Source organism: Arthrobacter sp. ISL-95 (assembly GCF_018613695.1).
Taxonomy (GTDB): domain Bacteria; phylum Actinomycetota; class Actinomycetes; order Actinomycetales; family Micrococcaceae; genus Arthrobacter.
The window spans coordinates 1-17,269 of the sequence record NZ_JAGGPR010000020.1 but is presented as its reverse complement, the minus strand read 5'-3'; the positions used below and the strand labels follow the sequence as shown (position 1 = coordinate 17,269).

The following is a 17,269-nucleotide window of genomic DNA, read 5'->3' as shown; positions in this document are numbered from 1 at the left end:
GATGCTGTGCATGCATTGGACTCATAATGCCCCATGTGGCGACGCTAGAGGAAAGAGCGAAGGGAACCGCATGTCTACAGAAACCACGAAGCCAGCGAAGACGTCGTTATCGATCGGGGCCCAATTCATAGCGGCGGCGGCCGTGTGGGGAGCGAGTTTCCTATTCATCAAAGTCGCCGTCGAGGGCATCTCACCGGCACAAGTCGTCCTCGGCCGGCTCATGGGAGGCGCAGTCTTATTAGTGCTCGTCATGGTCCTGACACGGCGTAAGTGGCCGACCGGTATGAGAACGTGGTTGCACTTGTTCGCCATCGGGATCCTCATGTGTGTCGCCCCCTTCCTGTTGTTCTCCTGGGCTGCGCAGTACCTTCCGTCAGGGCTTTCAAGCATCTTCAACGCAACGACCCCGATCGCGACGATGATCATCGCCCTGGCAGTTCTGCCCGAGGAAAGGCTCACCAGGATCAAAACGACGGCGATGCTCATCGCCGCCGGCGGCATTGTCCTCGTCCTCGGCCCGTGGCGGTTACTGACTGACCTGCAGGACGCGAACCTCATCGCCCAGCTGGCGTGCTTGGGCGGGACCACCTGCTACGGGTTGGGATTCACCTACACCCGCCGGTTCTTCCGATCCCATACCTACGACGCCACCACGGTCGCGGCCAGTCAAATCGGCGCCGGGGCTCTCGTCATCGCCGTTCTCACACCCTTCATCGGCCTCGACCCGGTGAGCCTGTCACCTGCGATTATCGCCAGTATCCTCCTGCTCGGAGCGGTCGGCACCGGTGTCGCCTACATCTGGTACACCAACGTCATCAACGCCTGGGGAGCGACCGTCGCCTCGACAGTCACCTACCTGACACCCATCGGAGGCGTGATCCTCGGGATCCTCGTCCTGCACGAAAGCATTCACTGGAACGAAGTCATGGGTGGAATCATCGTGATCCTCGCCGTCCTTGTCAGCCAAGGCAGACTCACACTGCCAGTAGCATCGCTCTCGCTCCGGCGCATGAGAAAGCTGCAGGCCCATCCTGATCTGGAAGGGCACCATGGACGCCTCCGCTAACCCTTACCTCGTCAGAACACTGCTGCCAACCGGCACATAGGCCAACGACGCACAGCCGACGAAGAACGACGTACCCTGTCTTTTATCGTCACGGTCGCAACCCTCATCGTCTGGCTCACTAGGATTCCCTAACGCCGGAGGAAAGGTCCTTGATTAACCGTTCGCTAAGGGATCCCCTGCCGAGCAGGAACACTAGCGAGCTGGCAATACGAACGCGAGCCGTTGTTCTGGCTCCCACACATACGTGTCATCACACCGGTAGCCTCTTAGCCAGGGCTGCCCGTCCACGACACGGAGGTAGAACCCTTTGGGGTCCACGTCGTTGCTCAGCGGCTCGGATGCGACGTGAATTGCTCCGGTTGGGGCGTGGCCTGCTGACAAGACGGAGTCCGGTGCGTTCGCTTGGTCCATCGTCGCCAATCGGAGGTACGGTCCCGTCACCAAGGGGCAGAGTTCGAGGCCTTGATCCCTCGCAGCGGCGAAGATCCTGGGTTGTACCGCGCCGCGCCTGAATCCGAGCTCGTCCACCGTTCGCTCGACGATTCGTAAGCTTTGACTCCTTGGGGCCTCGAATGCGGGGTGAGCGAGCAGTGTCTCGGCGTGGCTATTGAGCAAGACTCCCTTATTGAGAAGCAACTGCACGAGCTCCGCTCGTGACCGACCGCCCACCCCAACCACGAATCCCTCATCCTTCGCTGTGCTGATCATGCACCGATTCTCCATCACTGCGAGCCTGACATCGACTCACCTCAGTGATTCGAGATGTCCGCTTGAGGATCCTCAACCGGGACATCGGAGGTGTCCGGCATACGGGTCTTATTCAGGCTGAACCTGTCAGTGCGGTTTCAGGCGCGGTCGTAAGTAAGGACCCGCAAGCCTGAGTCGAGCAGCGTCTCGTCGACAGCGCAACGCCTTCGATGTAGATGGTCCGCTTCGGAGTTGGGAGATGTCGCACGAACATTGCCCGCGCCGGCTTGCGGAATAAGACGGCGCACAGACATACTTATGGATGTGCCTAAGTATCATGATGAACTCGACGCCGTGCTCCGCGCTCTCGCGGATCCCACGCGCCGGGCTGTCGTGGAGCGGCTGGCGACGTCCCCTGCGGTCGTGTCCGACCTCGCGGCACCATTCTCAATGGCGTTGCCGTCACTCATGCAACACCTTCGCATCCTCGAGAACGCGGGAGTGGTCACGTCGGAGAAACACGGGCGTGTCCGTACCGTGAGCCTGCGACCTGGGGCCCTCGACGTGCTACACCTGTGGCTCGGCGAGCAGCGCACCCCCGCCGAGCATCAAGCCGACCGGCTCGGCATCCATCTGGCGCTCACGACCCCGAAGGAAATCTGACATGACTCGCGTCCGCTTGGACCTGTTCACATCGCTGGACGGATACACGCCGTCCGACCCGACACCCGATAACCCGATGGGTGAAGACTGGGGGCGACTCACAGCTGCGTACGCCGCTACCCGAACGTTCCGGGAGAACGTCTTCGGCGACACCAGCGGCGCAGGCACGACCGGCGTCGACGACCGATACGTCATCGCGTCCATCGAGGGAGTCGGCTCCGAGATTATGGGCGCGGGGAAGTTCGGACTCCACGCCTTTCCCGACGATTCAGACTGGAAAGGCTGGTGGGGCGAGACACCGCCCTTCGGCACCGCGGTCTACGTGCTCACCCACACCGCACCACGTCCGTCGCTCCCGATGAAGGGCGGCACCACGTTCCACTTCCGCGACACCGCAATCGAGGACGTACTCACCGAGGCGACGGAGGCGGCCGGCGACCTGGATGTGCGCGTCGGCGGTGGGTACCGTACAGCGCGTGACTTTCTACGTGCCGGGCTGGTCGATGACCTGCACCTCCTGGTCGCTCCCATTTTCCTCGGCCGCGGTCATCGACTGTGGGACGACCTGCGCGGCATCGAAGTCACCCACAGAGTTACGACGGAAGTAGCAGAGAGTGGCATGATTCACGTCACCCTGAAGCGATAGGACGCAATGATGACGACAGAACGCCGACTCGCACGCTCCGGATTCACACTCACCCGCGAATACCCCGCTCCCCTTGAACGCATCTGGGACGCGTTCGCCGACGAGGATCAGAAGCGGGGCTGGTGGGGTGACGGCGACCGCGTGCAGACTCGTGAATGGACGTTCGACTTCCGCGTTGGCGGACGCGACGTCGACGAGGGCAAATTCCACAACGGCCCAGTCTCACGATACGAGGCCACGTACACCGACATCGTCGAACAAATCCGCATCGTCACGACGTACGACATGTGGCTCGACGGGGCCCACATGTCGACATCCGTGGCGTCATTGGAATTCGAGCCGACCGATGCCGGTACCCGATTCACGCACGTCGAGCACGGCGTCTTCTTCGACCAGTTCTGGGCCGACGGGCCGGGGCGCGAGGAAGGCACCCGCGGCCTACTCGACGCACTGGGCAACTACCTCGCGTGACTCACTTCCTTCACTCAACCGTCCTGTCACCGCAGAACCCTTGTCGGAGCCCATCGCGATTCTGCGCCTCACCTTGGCCCCTCCTCGCCGCCCCAGCGTTCCAGCGCGACGATCGCGTCGCGCAAGGCGAGCCCTCTCTCGGTCAGCGCGTAGGCCCGGGTGTTGTGCCGGAGGGGCAGACGGGACAGTACCCCGGCGGCCTCGAGCTCGCGCAAGCGGGTGGCGAGCATGTTGGTCGGCACTCCGAGGTCGCGCTGCAGATCGCCGTAGCGCTGTGGCCCGTCGAGCAGCCGCTCCACGATAAGCAGGGCCCACCGCGCTCCGACGATGTCGAGGGCCGCGGCGAGGTTGCTCACGCGGTCGGATCGGTTTCCGGTTTCATCCAAAACGGCGAGTAGTGGTAGCCATCGGGGTCGTCGAACTGGCGCTGGTACATGAAGGGGTAGTCGTCGGTGTCGCAGATCCGCCCGCCGGCGGCGCCGGCGCGTTCGATAAGTTCGTCCACCGCCTCGCGGCTGTCGAGGTCGAAGGAGACTGTGACCTTCGAGGGGGTGTCGGGTCCGCCGACCAGCTCCTCGGAGGCGCCGATGCTCGCGTACATCTCGCGGCTGCCGAGCATGACGTACTGCTCGGGCGCGATGGCGAAGCATGACACGTTGTGATCGGACATTTTGGTGTTGAGGGTCCAGCCGAGGGCGGTATAGAAGGTGGTAGCGCGTTCGACGCTCTCAACCGGGCATGTGATGAAGAGGCTCATGCGGCCCATACTTGCAAAATGCAAGTGTGACGTCAAGGCCTGGGCGCGCTTTACGACTTTGGGGGCGCGGGGCTAAGCACCCACAGCCTCCTCGGTGGAATGCTGTGTGGAGGGATATCCAAGCGTGGTGGCCTTCTCTCGATGCGGAAACCCGCGACTGGCTCATTGAACACAACGGCGAGGCACTGCCGCCGAAAGTAGTCGCCCGCATCATGGCGGCTACAGGCGGCACTACCGATTCCAGGTGGTGGGCCAGCGAATCAACAGACGGCCCCCAGCTTTCGGACGAAGCTGTGGACTGGATCGAGGGTGTCGCGAACGACGAGGGTCCAGCCGTCAGCTGACTTAGTGTCGAAACGACCCGCAGAAGGCTCAGCTTTTGGGGATCGGCTTACGCAACGGCCGGTGAGATCCTACGCGAATACCAGAGCGATAACACTAAGGCTGTACCCCAAAGGAAAAACAGCGGATCCCATAGCCATGCGTGGCCAATCATCGCGTTCAGGTCATAGCCCTCTGCAGGACGAATGACTCCCGCAAGGACGGCCCCACTGATGACCGTGTTCACGCCGCCGTACATGACGAGGAGCAGCCCGCCAGCCCAGCTCACCGCACGCCAGAACCTCTGCCAGGGCATTCGTTCATAAGCGACGACGACGGGGATCGTCGCTGCCAGCAATTTCCCTACCGCGACAATGCCAAGCACGAGTCCCGCCTCGAGGGGGGCCTGGACTGAAAGCTGGACTGCCCATGGGCCGACCGTGGCCAAGAGCCATTGCCCACCCAGTGCCCAGTACAAGCTGAACCCGGCATGCACGGTACCGGCTATGCAGGCTAGCCACACCAAGGATCGGCTGAAGGACAGTTTCCTCTCGGGTATCACCTGGCTCACTGTAGCTAACGGCTGAAGATCGGCTCATACGGAGGTAGCGATTGCCGATCCTTGAGCGGACGCTTTCCACAGCTACGCTGGAACGCGCCAGGGCTTCTGGCATACCTTTGTTCGGTAGTCTCAGCTGGTGACTGATTATCGGCAACATCCCAGCGTGGTGGCACACTGGCTTGTCGGCTCGCTGCAGCCTCTTCCCGAAGCCTTGGAAGCACCAGAGACTTTATGGTTTGCACTGCCCCCGGAACCAGACGCTGAGCAAATGTGGGAAGGACTGCGCGGACGCGTCGAAACAGACGGCACTGCGACTGTTCTCGCGGTGCCTGCCTATCTCTACAACATCAACTTTGGCGACCGGGTAAACGTGATGCGATCAGAGGAGAACGCCCTCGTTGCCACGGGCCTCAACCACGACGCTCTTAACTTCACTTTCAGAGTCCTGCTGAACCCGGATGGGCCCAATGCCTGGCAGCCGTTGGCCACTGATCTCGCCAGGCTCGGATGCCTCGTCGATGTCATGTCACCGTAATTCTTGGCCATATCCTGCAGCGAACCCTTGTCCCAGGAGGTCGCCGACAAACTGTTCACACTCCAAAACAACAGCGTCCTTCACTACGAGACTGGACGAACACAACTACCGAGCCACAAGTAGATCGTGCGCCATGAGTGAAATGACGAGCAAAGACGAAATCATCCGAGAGTTGGGGACTGCCCCCTGCTGGCTTGACTCGTTCACCTAAGTCGCATGGTGACCGAAGCGTCCGTAAAGGATCCCCTTGCGGGACACCCGGACTGTCGCTTAAGCCCATAGCCGACTCCAGACCACGAGCACGTACCTTATGTGACTCAGGCCTTCCGGCTATAGTTTCTCTGGCTAGAGCCCTTTACCCCTAGATAACGTGTCCAAACGCGTCCTGTGTCGTTGTGGTTACGACTGTGCAGGTCAGCAGCCATCGTTCAGGATCGTCTTTGGGCAGCTCAGGATCGGGCCAGAACTCGTACAGGCCGGCGAAGCCCAGCAACGGTTCCTTTTCGGAGAACAAATAGTTGGGGATCTTCTTGCCATTGTCGGTCTTCTGCCACTCGTAATATCCCTCCGCCGGATTCTCCCGTATCAACGGTGCCTCGGGTGGCCTTTTCGCAGCTCAGAACTGTTGAAGACACGTCTTCAAAGAAGTATCGTCCTGCTGCGGCGCTAGTGGCTTCCATGCTGGGCGCCGTGACCGTGGTCCTCACTTCCTTGGATTCCAGCACTTGAGTCAAGGTAGCTCCATTTAGCGTCGCTGAGTGCGTGGTAGGCGATGTGGAGTTCTGTCGCAGTTTCCGCGACACCCACGGTGTCGCGCCGTTCCAAGGTGGGGATCAGCTGTCCGACTGCCGCGGTAAACCGGTCCGAGGCGGGTTGGAGCTCGGGAGGCCAGGTCGTCACGGCTACTGCGATGAGGGCGTTGTGGATCAGGGGTGCCCAGTTGCGGTCGATTCTGGGTTCTGCCCCAGTGAGGGCGGTGGCGATCCCATGGAAGCCCACCGTGTCTATGTGGGTCAGGGCTGCGAGTACTCCTGTTGCGGTGACTGCAGGTTCTGCGTCGGTATGGATGTGTTCCATCGCGGTGTCCTTGGGTCAGGTTCTTCAAGAATGGCCTCCCTTGCCGGTTGCCTCAAGGCTTACCACGGGCCCGCGTTTGCGATCACGAACCCCCTTGCGCCAATATACCCCTCGGGGGTATATTGACGTTGTTGTCAGTGAGTGGTCTGTCGCGGAGGCCCTTTGGGTTTCTCTTTACAACCGTTCAAACACAGCACTCGTCGCATCTGCTGCAACTAAGGACAACTGACATGCAAGCACCATCACGTACCGAACTGCCTCTGACTTCTGCCTCCTCCTCGGGCTGCGGCTGCTGCTCCACCGAAGCGAGCCAGACCCCGCAGGAAATCACTCCCGGTGTCGAGTACTCGGTGGAAGGCCTGACCTGCGGCGGCTGCAAAGCCAGCGTTGAAAAGGCAGTCAACGCCGTGGAAGGCGTGGACGCCGCGACCGTTGTACTCGTTCCCGGCGGGAATTCCAGTCTGGTTGTTTCCGGAAAAGCCACACTTGCCGCTATCCGGGACGCCGTCACGTCGGCTGGATACAGCCTGACCAGCTAGTTCGAACCCACACGGCCTGCGCCGCCCCGTGCGATGCCGCGGCTGTAACTGGAGGAGCTCATCATGGGAGAGCACGATCATCACCATCATCACCCTTCACCGCCGCAATCAGGCGGGGCAACAATGACCGCGCATGGGCACCACGGACGCCCCGGCGGGCACGAGACCGGGGACGATCACGCGGTGCACAGCCAGGGCCAGCATGCCGGGCACAGCACGGCCATGTTCAAGGACAGATTCTGGCTGACCTTGGCGCTGTCGGTCCCGGTCGTGTATTTCAGCCCGATGTCCGGGCATCTCCTGGGGTACATGCCACCGGAATTCCCGGGGTCGGCCTGGATCCCGCCCGTTCTGGGAACGGTGATCTTCCTTTATGGGGGCATGCCGTTCCTTAAAGGTGGCCTAAACGAGCTGAAGTCCCGGCAGCCTGGCATGATGCTGCTGATCAGTATGGCCATCACCGTCGCGTTCGCCGCGTCGTGGGCGACCAGCCTGCGGATCGGGAACTTTGATTTGGACTTTTGGTGGGAACTGGCGCTGCTCGTGGCCATCATGCTGCTTGGACACTGGATCGAAATGCGCGCACTCGGCTCGGCCCAGGGAGCCCTTGACGCCCTGGCCGCTTTATTGCCCGACGCAGCAGAACGCCTCACCACTGCCGGCGTCGAAACCGTCCCGGTTTCCGAGCTGAAGACCGGAGACGTTGTTCTGGTCCGCTCCGGGGCCCGGATGCCCGCCGACGGCACCATCACTGACGGACAAGCTGAGTTCGACGAATCCATGATCACCGGTGAATCCAAAACGGTGCTCCGCGCCGCGGGCGACCCCGTGGTGGCCGGAACCGTGGCCACCGACAACACCGTCCGGGTCACCGTGACGGCGGTCGGGGACGACACGGCCTTGGCCGGCATCCAGCGGTTGGTCGCCGAAGCACAGGCCTCGTCTTCGAAAGCCCAGGCCCTCGCGGACCGAGCCGCGGCGTTCCTGTTCTACTTCGCCACCATCGCCGGTGTCATCACCTTCATCGCATGGATCCTCTTGGGCAGCCTGCCCGTAGCAGTCACACGGACCGTCACGGTCCTGGTGATTGCCTGCCCCCACGCCCTCGGCCTGGCCATTCCACTGGTGATCGCCATCTCCACCGAACAGGCCGCCCGGGCAGGGGTGCTGATCAAGAACCGGATCGCCCTGGAGCGGATGCGGACCGTCGACGTCGTCCTGTTCGACAAAACCGGAACCCTGACCAAGGGCCAACCCGAGGTCAGGAACACCGCCACCACTGACGGCGGGGACACCGACGAGCTGCTGGCACTGGCAGCAGCCGCCGAATCCAACAGCGAACACCCCGTAGCCCGAGCCATCGTCCGGGCAGCGAAAGACAAGGGCCTCAAGCTCCCACCCGCCACAGGTTTCACGTCCATGACGGGCCGAGGCGTGCGCGCGATGGTCGGCGGCCGGACTATCCAGGTCGGCGGGCCAGCGCTGCTGCGCGAGCTGGGGCTCACGGAACCCGAGGCCTTGGCCACTTTGACCCGGGAATGGATGGGCCGCGGCGCAGCTGTTCTGCACGTCGTTGATGGGGACCGGATCCTGGGTGCGGTCACCCTGGAGGACGCCATCCGGCCCGAGTCCCGGCAAGCCGTAGCAGCGTTGCAAAGCAGGGGCATCAAGGTTGCCATGATCACCGGCGACGCCGTTCAGGTGGCGAAGGCCGTGGGTAAGGAACTCAACATCGATGAGGTCTTCGCCGAAGTGCTGCCCGCGGACAAGGATAAGAAGGTCGCTGAACTGCAGGGACGTGGCCTGAAAATTGCGATGGTCGGGGACGGGGTCAACGACTCCCCGGCGCTGGCCCGGTCCGAGGTCGGCATCGCCATTGGTGCCGGCACCGATGTGGCGATGGAATCGGCCGGGGTGATCCTGGCCGGCAACGACCCGCGGGCGGTGCTGTCCATGGTGGACCTTTCCAGGGCGAGCTACACCAAGATGTGGCAAAACCTCGTGTGGGCCACCGGATACAACGTCATCGCGGTGCCCTTGGCAGCGGGCGTGCTGGCATTCGCCGGGATCGTCCTGTCCCCGGCAGCTGGGGCAGTCCTGATGTCAGTGTCCACGATCGTTGTCGCCCTCAACGCCCAACTGCTCCGCCGGGTGAAACTGAACCCCTCGCAAGTTCGTTGACCCCACAGTGACCGGCACCGGCACCGTTACCCACCCCGGGTGGGGAACGGTGCCGGTAGCCTAGACATAGCAAGCACGCAGGGAGGAGGAACAGCATGGCCGCGCAGCGCACCATGGCCCGTTCCGCCCTGCTCACGGCCTCCCTTCTGGCCACCGTCCTCGCTATCATCGCCGGAATCCTGGGCATGCACGTCATGACCGGCACCCACTCTGCACACTCAAGCGCCATCGTTTCCGCAGGTACGCAGGATACGACCGGGCACGCTCCGTCCGTAAGCGAAGCAGCCGGGCACGCACACCACATGCCTGCACCGCCAGAGCCTGCCGCGTCCCAAGAGCTGTTTACTTTGGATGGTGCAGCATCACCGGCGCAGTGCTCCTGCTCCGGGAACTGCTCAAGCCAGCACTCCATGAGTGCCTCCTGCATCCCCACGGTCGCGACCGGTGGTCTGGCGGCGCCCGTGCCGGATGACTCGGTCTCCATCACGGCCGAGTCCGCAGCCTTCATCATCACAGCTCGAGTCCCCTGGTCCTACCGTCCCGGCAGTCCTTCACCGGGCGACTTGTCGATCAGCAGAACGTAGCCGTTCCGCCTGCCCGGCCCCAAGCCCCAGGCTGTTCTTTTCTTTCGCCCTCCCAGCCCTTTAGCGGCTTACCGGCGTAGCAGATGCACTCATAACCCCTTTTTGTGCGGGCGCCTTTGCGCCCCCTGAATTCCTATGAAGGACCTGATTTTGATGACTACGAAGAAATTCTTACCTGTTGCCGCATCGGCCATCGCCGCCGCCATCGCACTGGCCGGCTGCAGCTCCTCCGGTGGTTCCGGTTCCTCCGGGACGTCCATGCCGGGCATGGACCATGGCAGCAGCTCCCCCAGCGCATCAAGCCCTGCCGCGGCAGCGGACCATAACGCCGCAGACGTGATGTTCGCCCAGATGATGATCCCGCACCACGCCCAGGCTGTGGAGATGAGCGACATGATCCTCAAAAAGCAGGACATTCCCGCCGAAGTCACGGCCCTGGCCACCCGAATCAAGGACGCACAGGGACCGGAGATCGAAAAGATGACCGGCTGGTCGAAAGGCTGGGGCGAACCCACCCAGATGCCCACCGGGCACAGCATGGACGGCATGATGGGCGCCGAAGACATGACCAAACTGGAAGCCGCCCAGGCTGTTGAGGCCGCGAAGCTGTTCCTGACCCAAATGATCGCCCACCACCAAGGTGCCGTGACCATGGCCGAGACAGAAACCACGGACGGCAAGGACACTGCAGCTGTCCAGCTCAGCAAGGACATCGTGAGCGCCCAGGAAACCGAGATCAAGGAAATGCAGACGATGCTGGCCACCCTCTAGCCAGCCACAGGGGTGCCGGTCCTCCTCACAAAGGGGGGCCGGTACCCTCCGCATACCCGTCTCCACCTCAACCTGGAGCTTCCCATGCAATCCTTCACCACCGCGGTAAAGCGGACCGGAGCACTCGCGGCCGGTGCCGCGCTCGTCCTCGCCTTGGCCGCCTGCGCCCCGGCCGGCCCGCAGGCTTCCACAACACCATCCATCGAGCTGACGGATAAGCCCCTGCCCAGCAGCCATGTCCACGGACTGACCGTCAACGGTGACACCAGCCAGGTGCTGTTGGCCACCCACGACGGGCTGTTCGACGTCACCAAACAGCCAGCCAGCAAGATCGGCGGCACGAACGACCTGATGGGTTTCACCGCCGGCAAAGACGGCGTCTTCTACGCCTCCGGGCACCCCGGCCCAGGCTCCGATATGCCCAACCCCATGGGACTGATCAAGTCCACCGACGGCGGACAAACCTGGGAAAAACTCTCACGGCAAGGCGAATCCGACTTCCACGCCCTGACCACCACCAAATCCGGGATTGTCGCCTTCGACGGGCAACTGCGAAGCAGCCCCGACGGGAAAACCTGGAACACCGTGGCGGCCATGTTCGCCCCGGCGGTCCTGGCCGGGCACCCCGACAGCGACACCGTGCTGGGCACCACCACCGAGGGAATCCAGCGCTCAGCCGACGGCGGGGCAACCTGGGCACTGGACAAGACCGGCCCGGTGGTCCAGTACGCCGCCTTCGCCAGCCCTGACGAAGCGGCAGGCGTGGCCCCTGACGGGACCACCTACTACTCGGCCGACGCCGGCAAGTCGTGGACCAAGAAAGGACGGATCGACAGTGAAGTTCTGGCCATAGCGGCCCTCAAGAGCACCGACGGGAACCCTTGGATCTGGGCTGCCACACCCGAAGGGATCGTCGTCTCTACCGACGGCGGCACGAGCTACCGCCCCGCTGACGCCGCCTGAGACCTTCAGTTCTGCCAACGCAAACGAGGCCGGCAGGCCTCTGGCGTGCCCCGGATGCCGGGTCCCCGTGGTTCGGCACCGGAAATTATCGACGACGGCACAACCGGGTTCCTGCGCCGCGGAGTCCGCGAACTCGCGGACGCCCTGCACCAAATCGGAACCCTGGACCGGAGCATCTGTCGGCGCACGGCCGAGACACGCTTCAGCGCCGAACGAATGGTCGCCGAACACCTTCAGCCCTACGAAAACGCCCTGACAGGGGCAGAACTTCCAGCCACTACGGGCTAGGAATCATGCGGTCCCGGGCCACAGAAAATCCCACGCACGGAACCGGACCACCAACCAGACCACCTCTCAGACAGCGCCTGTCCGGCCCAGGACCACAGATGCGGCCATCTAGCGCACAACGCCCAACGCCAGCACAGGAGCACCAGGCCATCAGTGGAACGCAGACCAAGAACGGCACGTTCCGGGTAACCGCTGGGAACCGGGGCCCGGCTGTACGGCCCGTGCCCCTGCTCTCCCAAGAAGACCGCGACTTCATCCGGCTGAAGGCAAACGAGGCTCAGGCATCGCGCCGGAAATCCGGGGTTTCTCCGGCAGACCAATCCTGACCCGACAGGAATACAGTAGCCAGGGTAGGCTGCTGCCCGCCTAACCCGCGTGTGGAGGATTCGGACACATCCGGTCAAGATCCGAATGGCTCCAACCCCGTCCTATTGAGGGCGGAGACGCGTAAGCCCCGCCGAACCCGGCCCGCTGCGGTGGACCAAACACCGATGGCCATATCTGCCGAGCCGGGGAGCTTGGAGGGGGACGTTGAAGACCAGGACAAGGGAGCCCTGCATTCGGTACCCGCCGGGGCGGTGGTTACCTGGGTCGGTAACTACAGGACGCCTCCATCTCCAACGCCGATCTTCATGTTCTGTGTTTTTTCGCTCCTACGCGAATCGATCTTAGGATTCCGCGGAGAGGCCGGCCTTCCTGATGTACTCTTCGACAGCGTTTTCAGCAATGCGGTAGGAGTTGCCGAAGCGCACAGAGGCCAATGCGTGTGCCCGAACCAGTCGATAGACGGTCATCTTGGACACTCGCAGTACCGCGGCCACCTCGGCGATGGTCAGGTAGTGGCTAGGCACATCTGCAATGGACATCTCGATCAGACTCCTGTGGGTTCGATTCAGGCGGCTGGGCTGACTGGGATTGAACGGGTTGCTAGTCCGACCGCCTCAGTTGCCGGTAGTCGTAGAAGCACATCTGGTCCCCGATCTGGAGCCCCACAAACGTGCCCTTCTTGACGGCCACTGCGCCTTCCCTGCGGCCGTTGAAGGGGTCATCGCCGATGACTATTTCACCGAGCCGGTAAGGAACAGCTGCTGCCCGGGCACGCGCCATGGTGTGACGGACGAGCGCCGACAGCCTTTCAACTCGCGTGCCGGACGCCGATGCGCCTCCACGAATTTCCCCCATTGGATTTCTCCTTCGCAGTGCTTCAACGTTGATGCCGTGGTGTGCGGGCCGCCCCGAGTGCTGCAATACAGGCCGCAATGTCGGAGCAAGATCATTAACGAAGACTAGGTGCAAGTCAAACACGTAACAATAGGTAACAGTTGCCTCATTGGTCACTATTTGATAAAGAGCTGGCGTGGAATCTATCGAAGACCAGCCAGCCGACGAACTGGGCGGAGGGTCAGTCCTCGAATCGCAGGGGTGCTTCGGGGCTTCCGCTCAGGTGGGCGATGATGTCGGCGGCGACGGTGTGCAGCTTTTGGTTCCTGTGGCTGGATGCTTGGCCCAGCATTTTGAAAGCTTCCTCGGGAGAGCAGCGGTTCTGGGCCATGATCACCCCGCGGGCAAGGTCAATGAGGGTTCTGCTGGCCATCGCAGTTTTGAGGTCCGCGTTGAGCTGGTCCGCGGTTTCGATCCGGATGGCCAGGCGGAGGGTACTGCCGGCCACCTCAGCAAAAGCAGCAGCCTCGGTGATCACCGACTCTGTGAATAGCCCGGTTGCCGGAGCGAAGAAGCTCAGGACCGCCTCGGATGTTTCGCCCAGGTCCATCGGGACACCCAGGGCGCTGCAGACCCCCTCAGCTGTCAATACACGGCTGTACTCCGGCCACGCGACGTCAGTAGCCACATCGGCCAGAAGTACCGGGCGGCCCGCATTGAGGGCATCCACACACGGGCCCTGGCCAAGGGTTTGTTCGATCCGGTCAAGCAGCTCGGCCTTCTCGCTGCTGCCCGCAATGGTCGCTGTGCGTTTGCGTCGGCGTAACGTCAGGGCACAATCAATGGTTGCCCCTGCAGCCTGGCCAATCGCGATCGAGGCGAAACAGGTCACTCCCTGAAGGATCCCCTTGATGTCGGCACTGCCCGTCACCAGCTCGTGCAGGCTCAGGATGTGCTCGGCTTCTGCGGTGGGTTCCATAAGCCCCATCGTAGGGAGACATTCCCCTCACGTCACTTAATTGCACGCGCCAGTGGCGCCGCTTCGATGTTCAACGAACACACCGGAAGACCAGCCCGTTGTTTTCAAAAGCAACCAGAAGCTAGATTATTAGTAAGGAGCCTGATTATTAGGTTCTGCAGGAGGCACCGACGGCACTGGGATAGCAGTCATGACCGACCCACGGCACACCGCGCGCAACCTCATAGAACAGCAGGCCGTCAGCCTTGACCGCCTGTGGGTCTGGTACTGGGCAGAGGGCGGAAACGCCCCGACCTTCGAATTCGACGCTTTCCTGCACGAAGCGCTGCTCCTGCACCCCTTCGATCTCAAAATCCTTACCTGGGCCCTGGAAGACCTGGACCCCTCCGCCCGGTGACACGGCATCGACAACATCCCACTTCCTAGGAAATGGGACACCGTCAGCGAAACACTCCCCATTCTGAATCGCAGCGCTGGGCTGCGCTCCCGGCGGGAGAACAAAAGGGAAGATTTCACGGAAGCAGCCAAGCCGTCACCTCCGGCCTAATCTGCTTCCGCCCCTAAGCCGGTGGCCCAATAAGACGCTCCTGCGTTCGATAGGGGATCAGCTCGCGTGACCTGCAGGTGCCCGCAGTGGTCTGCGCGGCCTTGACTACAGTCGCACAGGATCTTTATAGGGGCGGCCAGAACTCAGGGTTGAATCCCATGCGCATGGGATTTTGGGAACGAACCCAGCCCTGCGGGTCTCTGCTCAAGGCTTCCACATCCATGGAAGGGTCTCCTGGTGAGGCATCTTCATCCGAAGCCGGGACCGGCAAGGCTTTTTTCTCATTTGACACGGCATGTCCCCCTCTGGCGCGGCCACAGCCGCGCGACTGGCTCGTCCCCCACGTGCTTGGGATTTCTGGTAAACGCTTCGGACGAGGATGGCTGCCGAGCCTTTCCTACCCGTGCGACAAGCCCCCCGCTCCCCCAACGTGCTCACAACTTTGCGCTCCTTCGACCCGAAAGTAAATACCCCATCGTTTGGATAGATGGTGCGCGGAGGACGGCCATTCTCTGCAGGAACGTCAAAGACTTTCCGAATCTTCAGCGTCGCGGGTGCTGCGTATCAACCTCGCGAACCCGGATGGGAGAAGGCATTCGTCTGATACCGGAGATGAAACAGACCACACGCACACTGGCAGTGGAGTTCGTCCTGCCTTTGTGCTGAAGACCACACGCACTAGCGCGTCACGATCGGACCGCCTGGCCGTTAGTGGGCTGTAGGGCATCAGTCGCCCCTGCGGCGATGTTCTGCACTAGGACGCGGCCGTGAGACCCCCGCGTATCCGAACACAGCGGCATCAGCTGGAAGACTCTGGCTGATGCCGCTGCAGGACTGGCCAACAAACTGCGTCCGACTATTCGAGTTAACCAAAAAGGGTCTCGCATGGCGCGTCATGATTTCGGCTATCGTCCGTTGAGTAGGTGAAACGAACCAGCCCGCGCCCGTGACCGAGGAAGATATGTCCATCACTACCTACACTCCCGCTTCCATTGCTTCGTGGGAGTACTCCCTTGCTTCCCGCACTGAGCTCTGCCTTTCAGTAGCGGGGATGAACGGCGGCAAGTTGACACTGTATGCCGGTCCTAACACGGGAGGCGGCCGCGAACCCTTGGCGGTACTGGCCGCACCGGACGCGGGCACTTACATCAGCAGCCCCGCCACCGGGGACATCGAAACATGGATCCAGGGAATCCTTCAGGCTGCCGAGGAACTCATCCCCACAGCAGAAACCGAGCCGAGAAGCCTTGGCGAACCTGCCTTACGGCTATGCGCCTGAACACAGCCCCTAGCTCCCTCCCAGGTGCCGGGACGATTCTCGGCGCCGGTAAACCCACTCACCAGTTCGACAGGATACGACCACTCCATGGCTACAAAAACCATCATCACGCTTCTCGACGATCTGGACGGTTCCGAGGCAGCGGAGACTGTCCGGTTCGAACTTGACGGCATCGCCTACGACATGGAGCTCAACTCCCGCCACGCCGAAGAGCTCCGCACGGCCTTGGCCCCTTTTGTCCAAGCAGCGCGCAAGGCAGCGCCAACACGAGGACGACGCAGAACAGGCCACGGCAACGCCGGTCTGGTCCGGGCCTGGGCGCGGGAGAACGGCATTCCCATTGCCAGCAAGGGAACAATCAACGCCGAAATACTCGAGCGCTACTACGCCGCCCACTAAAAGAAGCCACCATTTACGAATCAGACGGGCAAGATGCCGCCCCTGGCTGACAGGAGCTTGGCCTGAACTTCCGGGCAACACAAGGTCCGGGCAACGCAAGAAGGGAACATGGCTGCTGCAGAGTCACTCAAAATACCTGTTGAGGAGGAGTTGATACGCGAGTTGGGCTCGCGCTACACCGGTTACCGTAGCGCGATCGCGCATCCCTTCGACCCGGTGAGCGTCCTGGGTTTGACGGGACAGGTACTTGAACCCGTCAAACACATCCTGGCCTTCCTCGATCAGCCCGGAGCCATCCTTGAGGGTCCACCTCACCCGGCGGCCAACAAATAAACCGCAGCCCCGAAACGGACATGCCCTGCGCCCGCACTGAGAGATCGCATTCGGGCAACCCTGAACGTGCTATTCCGGAGCCCACTCCCGGTTACTAAGTCCGCTTACCTTGTCCTATAGAATGCTCGATGACGGCATGCCATCCTTGCCCCAAGCTACTCCCCGGAAATTCACCCCAGCTCCAGTTGGGGACCGCATATCCGTGTGCTGACGTTCTCGGCCTTGGGTGTGCGGGCCCGGGGAAGGGCGCCTTCCTTCCCGGCAAAAGCCGGCATGGGGTTTGAGTTGGGGGAAACACGATATGAAGGACCAGTTGGGGCGCAGTGAGCTGCCCGCAAACAGCAGTGAGCTGCCCGCAAACAGCAGTGAGCAGCGACCGTGTTGGGTAAGCCAGTGAGCGAGCCGGTGGTGCCCGTGCCTGATGAGCGTTCTGCACCGTCCGATGAGGATCTTGTCCGTG

At 62.2% G+C, this 17,269-nt stretch carries 25 protein-coding genes; 16 read left to right on the top strand and 9 right to left on the bottom strand.

Annotation, left to right across the window (positions count from 1 at the left end; all coding sequences use genetic code 11):
- Positions 1-70: 70 nt before the first annotated feature.
- Entirely contained in the window at positions 71-1,066 is a 996-nt protein-coding gene (locus J7I86_RS21555) for a DMT family transporter (protein ID WP_214822903.1), read from the top strand.
- Positions 1,067-1,258: 192 nt separating this feature from the next.
- Here J7I86_RS21555 and J7I86_RS21550 read toward each other — a convergent pair whose 3' ends face one another.
- Positions 1,259-1,774, bottom strand: coding sequence for a hypothetical protein (locus J7I86_RS21550; RefSeq protein WP_286180128.1), 516 nt, complete (start codon positions 1,772-1,774; stop codon positions 1,259-1,261).
- 303 nt (positions 1,775-2,077) lie between these two features.
- Between J7I86_RS21550 and J7I86_RS21545 the strand changes: the two genes are divergently transcribed.
- The 3 genes from J7I86_RS21545 to J7I86_RS21535 are packed head-to-tail and all read left to right on the top strand — an operon-like array spanning position 2,078 to position 3,533.
- Positions 2,078-2,416, top strand: coding sequence for a helix-turn-helix transcriptional regulator (locus tag J7I86_RS21545; RefSeq protein ID WP_214822902.1), 339 nt, complete (start codon positions 2,078-2,080; stop codon positions 2,414-2,416).
- Position 2,417: 1 nt separating this feature from the next.
- Positions 2,418-3,062 (top strand): dihydrofolate reductase family protein, encoded by a 645-nt coding sequence (locus J7I86_RS21540; protein ID WP_214822901.1) that lies wholly within the window; start codon positions 2,418-2,420, stop codon positions 3,060-3,062.
- 6 nt (positions 3,063-3,068) lie between these two features.
- The gene (locus J7I86_RS21535; protein WP_286180126.1) at positions 3,069-3,533 is read left to right on the top strand and encodes an SRPBCC domain-containing protein; all 465 of its coding nucleotides are present in this window, start codon (positions 3,069-3,071) and stop codon (positions 3,531-3,533) included.
- A gap of 68 nt (positions 3,534-3,601) precedes the next feature.
- Here the strand turns inward: J7I86_RS21535 and J7I86_RS21530 are convergent, their stop codons facing one another.
- A complete protein-coding gene (locus J7I86_RS21530) occupies positions 3,602-3,889 on the bottom strand; it encodes a helix-turn-helix domain-containing protein (protein WP_214822900.1) in 288 nt (95 codons plus the stop codon).
- Complete coding sequence (locus J7I86_RS21525; protein WP_214822899.1) at positions 3,886-4,290, bottom strand: VOC family protein; 405 nt, start codon at positions 4,288-4,290, stop codon at positions 3,886-3,888. Before J7I86_RS21525 ends, J7I86_RS21530 begins: the two co-directional genes overlap by 4 nt.
- Before the next feature lie 104 nt (positions 4,291-4,394).
- On the opposite strand from J7I86_RS21525, the gene J7I86_RS21520 reads away from it, so the two are divergent.
- A complete protein-coding gene (locus J7I86_RS21520) occupies positions 4,395-4,634 on the top strand; it encodes a hypothetical protein (protein WP_286180125.1) in 240 nt (79 codons plus the stop codon).
- Between the two features lie 47 nt (positions 4,635-4,681).
- Here J7I86_RS21520 and J7I86_RS21515 read toward each other — a convergent pair whose 3' ends face one another.
- A complete protein-coding gene (locus J7I86_RS21515) occupies positions 4,682-5,107 on the bottom strand; it encodes a DUF3995 domain-containing protein (RefSeq protein WP_309476784.1) in 426 nt (141 codons plus the stop codon).
- Between the two features lie 202 nt (positions 5,108-5,309).
- On the opposite strand from J7I86_RS21515, the gene J7I86_RS21510 reads away from it, so the two are divergent.
- Positions 5,310-5,708, top strand: coding sequence for a DUF4265 domain-containing protein (locus J7I86_RS21510; protein WP_214822898.1), 399 nt, complete (start codon positions 5,310-5,312; stop codon positions 5,706-5,708).
- 361 nt (positions 5,709-6,069) lie between these two features.
- Here J7I86_RS21510 and J7I86_RS21505 read toward each other — a convergent pair whose 3' ends face one another.
- Both J7I86_RS21505 and J7I86_RS21500 read right to left on the bottom strand, forming a co-directional pair.
- Positions 6,070-6,297 (bottom strand): SOS response-associated peptidase family protein, encoded by a 228-nt coding sequence (locus J7I86_RS21505; RefSeq protein WP_286180124.1) that lies wholly within the window; start codon positions 6,295-6,297, stop codon positions 6,070-6,072.
- A 77-nt stretch (positions 6,298-6,374) separates the two neighbouring features.
- The gene (locus J7I86_RS21500) at positions 6,375-6,785 is read right to left on the bottom strand and encodes a hypothetical protein (RefSeq protein ID WP_214822894.1); all 411 of its coding nucleotides are present in this window, start codon (positions 6,783-6,785) and stop codon (positions 6,375-6,377) included.
- Positions 6,786-7,015: 230 nt separating this feature from the next.
- Here J7I86_RS21500 and J7I86_RS21495 point away from each other — a divergent pair, with 230 nt between their 5' ends.
- From J7I86_RS21495 to J7I86_RS21470, 6 genes are all read left to right on the top strand, one after another.
- Positions 7,016-7,324, top strand: coding sequence for a heavy-metal-associated domain-containing protein (locus J7I86_RS21495; protein WP_214822893.1), 309 nt, complete (start codon positions 7,016-7,018; stop codon positions 7,322-7,324).
- A 63-nt stretch (positions 7,325-7,387) separates the two neighbouring features.
- Positions 7,388-9,505: a copper-translocating P-type ATPase gene (locus J7I86_RS21490; protein ID WP_214822892.1), complete on the top strand. Its 2,118-nt coding sequence runs from the start codon at positions 7,388-7,390 to the stop codon at positions 9,503-9,505.
- A 95-nt stretch (positions 9,506-9,600) separates the two neighbouring features.
- Entirely contained in the window at positions 9,601-10,089 is a 489-nt protein-coding gene (locus J7I86_RS21485) for a hypothetical protein (protein ID WP_214822891.1), read from the top strand.
- 135 nt (positions 10,090-10,224) lie between these two features.
- The gene (locus tag J7I86_RS21480) at positions 10,225-10,860 is read left to right on the top strand and encodes a DUF305 domain-containing protein (protein WP_214822889.1); all 636 of its coding nucleotides are present in this window, start codon (positions 10,225-10,227) and stop codon (positions 10,858-10,860) included.
- 84 nt (positions 10,861-10,944) lie between these two features.
- On the top strand, positions 10,945-11,823 hold the full coding sequence (locus J7I86_RS21475; protein WP_214822888.1) for a F510_1955 family glycosylhydrolase: 879 nt from the start codon (positions 10,945-10,947) through the stop codon (positions 11,821-11,823).
- Positions 11,824-11,877: 54 nt separating this feature from the next.
- Positions 11,878-12,111 carry a hypothetical protein gene (locus tag J7I86_RS21470; protein WP_214822886.1) on the top strand — a complete coding sequence of 78 codons (234 nt, stop codon included), beginning with the start codon at positions 11,878-11,880 and terminating at the stop codon, positions 12,109-12,111.
- 668 nt (positions 12,112-12,779) lie between these two features.
- On the opposite strand, the gene J7I86_RS21465 is transcribed toward J7I86_RS21470, so the two are convergent.
- The 3 genes from J7I86_RS21465 to J7I86_RS21455 all read right to left on the bottom strand — a co-directional run bounded on the left by J7I86_RS21465 (position 12,780) and on the right by J7I86_RS21455 (position 14,251).
- Positions 12,780-12,977, bottom strand: coding sequence for a helix-turn-helix domain-containing protein (locus J7I86_RS21465; RefSeq protein WP_214822884.1), 198 nt, complete (start codon positions 12,975-12,977; stop codon positions 12,780-12,782).
- A 61-nt stretch (positions 12,978-13,038) separates the two neighbouring features.
- Entirely contained in the window at positions 13,039-13,293 is a 255-nt protein-coding gene (locus J7I86_RS21460) for a hypothetical protein (protein WP_214822883.1), read from the bottom strand.
- A 220-nt stretch (positions 13,294-13,513) separates the two neighbouring features.
- A complete protein-coding gene (locus J7I86_RS21455) occupies positions 13,514-14,251 on the bottom strand; it encodes a GAF and ANTAR domain-containing protein (protein WP_214822882.1) in 738 nt (245 codons plus the stop codon).
- A gap of 190 nt (positions 14,252-14,441) precedes the next feature.
- On the opposite strand from J7I86_RS21455, the gene J7I86_RS21450 reads away from it, so the two are divergent.
- From J7I86_RS21450 to J7I86_RS21435, 4 genes are all read left to right on the top strand, one after another.
- On the top strand, positions 14,442-14,648 hold the full coding sequence (locus J7I86_RS21450) for a hypothetical protein (protein WP_214822881.1): 207 nt from the start codon (positions 14,442-14,444) through the stop codon (positions 14,646-14,648).
- Between the two features lie 1,096 nt (positions 14,649-15,744).
- On the top strand, positions 15,745-16,077 hold the full coding sequence (locus J7I86_RS21445; protein ID WP_214822880.1) for a hypothetical protein: 333 nt from the start codon (positions 15,745-15,747) through the stop codon (positions 16,075-16,077).
- Positions 16,078-16,164: 87 nt separating this feature from the next.
- The gene (locus J7I86_RS21440) at positions 16,165-16,476 is read left to right on the top strand and encodes an Lsr2 family protein (RefSeq protein WP_214822879.1); all 312 of its coding nucleotides are present in this window, start codon (positions 16,165-16,167) and stop codon (positions 16,474-16,476) included.
- A 108-nt stretch (positions 16,477-16,584) separates the two neighbouring features.
- Positions 16,585-16,809 carry a hypothetical protein gene (locus J7I86_RS21435; RefSeq protein WP_214822877.1) on the top strand — a complete coding sequence of 75 codons (225 nt, stop codon included), beginning with the start codon at positions 16,585-16,587 and terminating at the stop codon, positions 16,807-16,809.
- The last annotated feature ends 460 nt before the right edge of the window (positions 16,810-17,269 follow it).

What these genes read in the sequence shown, in the direction of transcription:
- J7I86_RS21555 (WP_214822903.1), top strand. Translation starts at nt 71, where the DNA reads ATGTCTACAGAAACCACGAAGCCAGCGAAGACGTCGTTATCGATCGGG.
- J7I86_RS21550 (WP_286180128.1), bottom strand. Translation starts at nt 1,774, where the DNA reads ATGATCAGCACAGCGAAGGATGAGGGATTCGTGGTTGGGGTGGGCGGT.
- J7I86_RS21540 (WP_214822901.1), top strand. Translation starts at nt 2,418, where the DNA reads ATGACTCGCGTCCGCTTGGACCTGTTCACATCGCTGGACGGATACACG.
- J7I86_RS21535 (WP_286180126.1), top strand. Translation starts at nt 3,069, where the DNA reads ATGATGACGACAGAACGCCGACTCGCACGCTCCGGATTCACACTCACC.
- J7I86_RS21525 (WP_214822899.1), bottom strand. Translation starts at nt 4,290, where the DNA reads ATGAGCCTCTTCATCACATGCCCGGTTGAGAGCGTCGAACGCGCTACC.
- J7I86_RS21500 (WP_214822894.1), bottom strand. Translation starts at nt 6,785, where the DNA reads ATGGAACACATCCATACCGACGCAGAACCTGCAGTCACCGCAACAGGA.
- J7I86_RS21495 (WP_214822893.1), top strand. Translation starts at nt 7,016, where the DNA reads ATGCAAGCACCATCACGTACCGAACTGCCTCTGACTTCTGCCTCCTCC.
- J7I86_RS21490 (WP_214822892.1), top strand. Translation starts at nt 7,388, where the DNA reads ATGGGAGAGCACGATCATCACCATCATCACCCTTCACCGCCGCAATCA.
- J7I86_RS21485 (WP_214822891.1), top strand. Translation starts at nt 9,601, where the DNA reads ATGGCCGCGCAGCGCACCATGGCCCGTTCCGCCCTGCTCACGGCCTCC.
- J7I86_RS21480 (WP_214822889.1), top strand. Translation starts at nt 10,225, where the DNA reads ATGAAGGACCTGATTTTGATGACTACGAAGAAATTCTTACCTGTTGCC.
- J7I86_RS21475 (WP_214822888.1), top strand. Translation starts at nt 10,945, where the DNA reads ATGCAATCCTTCACCACCGCGGTAAAGCGGACCGGAGCACTCGCGGCC.
- J7I86_RS21470 (WP_214822886.1), top strand. Translation starts at nt 11,878, where the DNA reads ATGCCGGGTCCCCGTGGTTCGGCACCGGAAATTATCGACGACGGCACA.
- J7I86_RS21465 (WP_214822884.1), bottom strand. Translation starts at nt 12,977, where the DNA reads ATGTCCATTGCAGATGTGCCTAGCCACTACCTGACCATCGCCGAGGTG.
- J7I86_RS21460 (WP_214822883.1), bottom strand. Translation starts at nt 13,293, where the DNA reads ATGGGGGAAATTCGTGGAGGCGCATCGGCGTCCGGCACGCGAGTTGAA.
- J7I86_RS21455 (WP_214822882.1), bottom strand. Translation starts at nt 14,251, where the DNA reads ATGGAACCCACCGCAGAAGCCGAGCACATCCTGAGCCTGCACGAGCTG.
- J7I86_RS21450 (WP_214822881.1), top strand. Translation starts at nt 14,442, where the DNA reads ATGACCGACCCACGGCACACCGCGCGCAACCTCATAGAACAGCAGGCC.
- J7I86_RS21440 (WP_214822879.1), top strand. Translation starts at nt 16,165, where the DNA reads ATGGCTACAAAAACCATCATCACGCTTCTCGACGATCTGGACGGTTCC.
- J7I86_RS21435 (WP_214822877.1), top strand. Translation starts at nt 16,585, where the DNA reads ATGGCTGCTGCAGAGTCACTCAAAATACCTGTTGAGGAGGAGTTGATA.